The 374-nt window shown below is 62.8% G+C and carries 1 protein-coding gene; it reads right to left on the bottom strand.

From position 1 onward, the window contains the following. Window positions 1-374, bottom strand: a 374-nt coding sequence (locus BOP96_RS29190) for a hypothetical protein (RefSeq protein WP_138726272.1), incomplete at both ends; no start/stop codon positions are given.

Below are 374 nucleotides of genomic sequence, written 5' to 3'. Positions count from 1 at the left end.
CAGCGTATCGCCCGCCTTCAACGGCACAGCCGGCACCGTCTTAATCGGCGTCGCCGCACTGCTCAGCAACACCGGCTTGGCGGCCTCGACATGGGTTTCCAACCGAGGCCCCGCCACCTGCTTGGCCAGCAATTCCAACAACGCCCGCGCACGCCCGGATTTGACGCCACTGAGCACCTGAGCACCCAGGCGCAGCTGTACTCCAATACCCCGCGTGGCCCAGATCAGCAGCAGATTGATCAACACTTCGCCGGTGATTTCACCCAGCAGTCCGTACATGTCGGGTGGCGGCAGCATGCGTACCCAGGCCACCAGCGCCGACAGGTAGATAAACAACAGCGGCTCATCACTGAGTACCAGCAACCCCTTGGCCA

The organism is Pseudomonas sp. FSL W5-0203, from assembly GCF_001896155.1.
Lineage (GTDB): Bacteria > Pseudomonadota > Gammaproteobacteria > Pseudomonadales > Pseudomonadaceae > Aquipseudomonas > Aquipseudomonas paracarnis.
The sequence above is the reverse complement of the archived record's forward strand: the minus strand, read 5'-3'. Positions and strand labels throughout refer to the sequence as shown.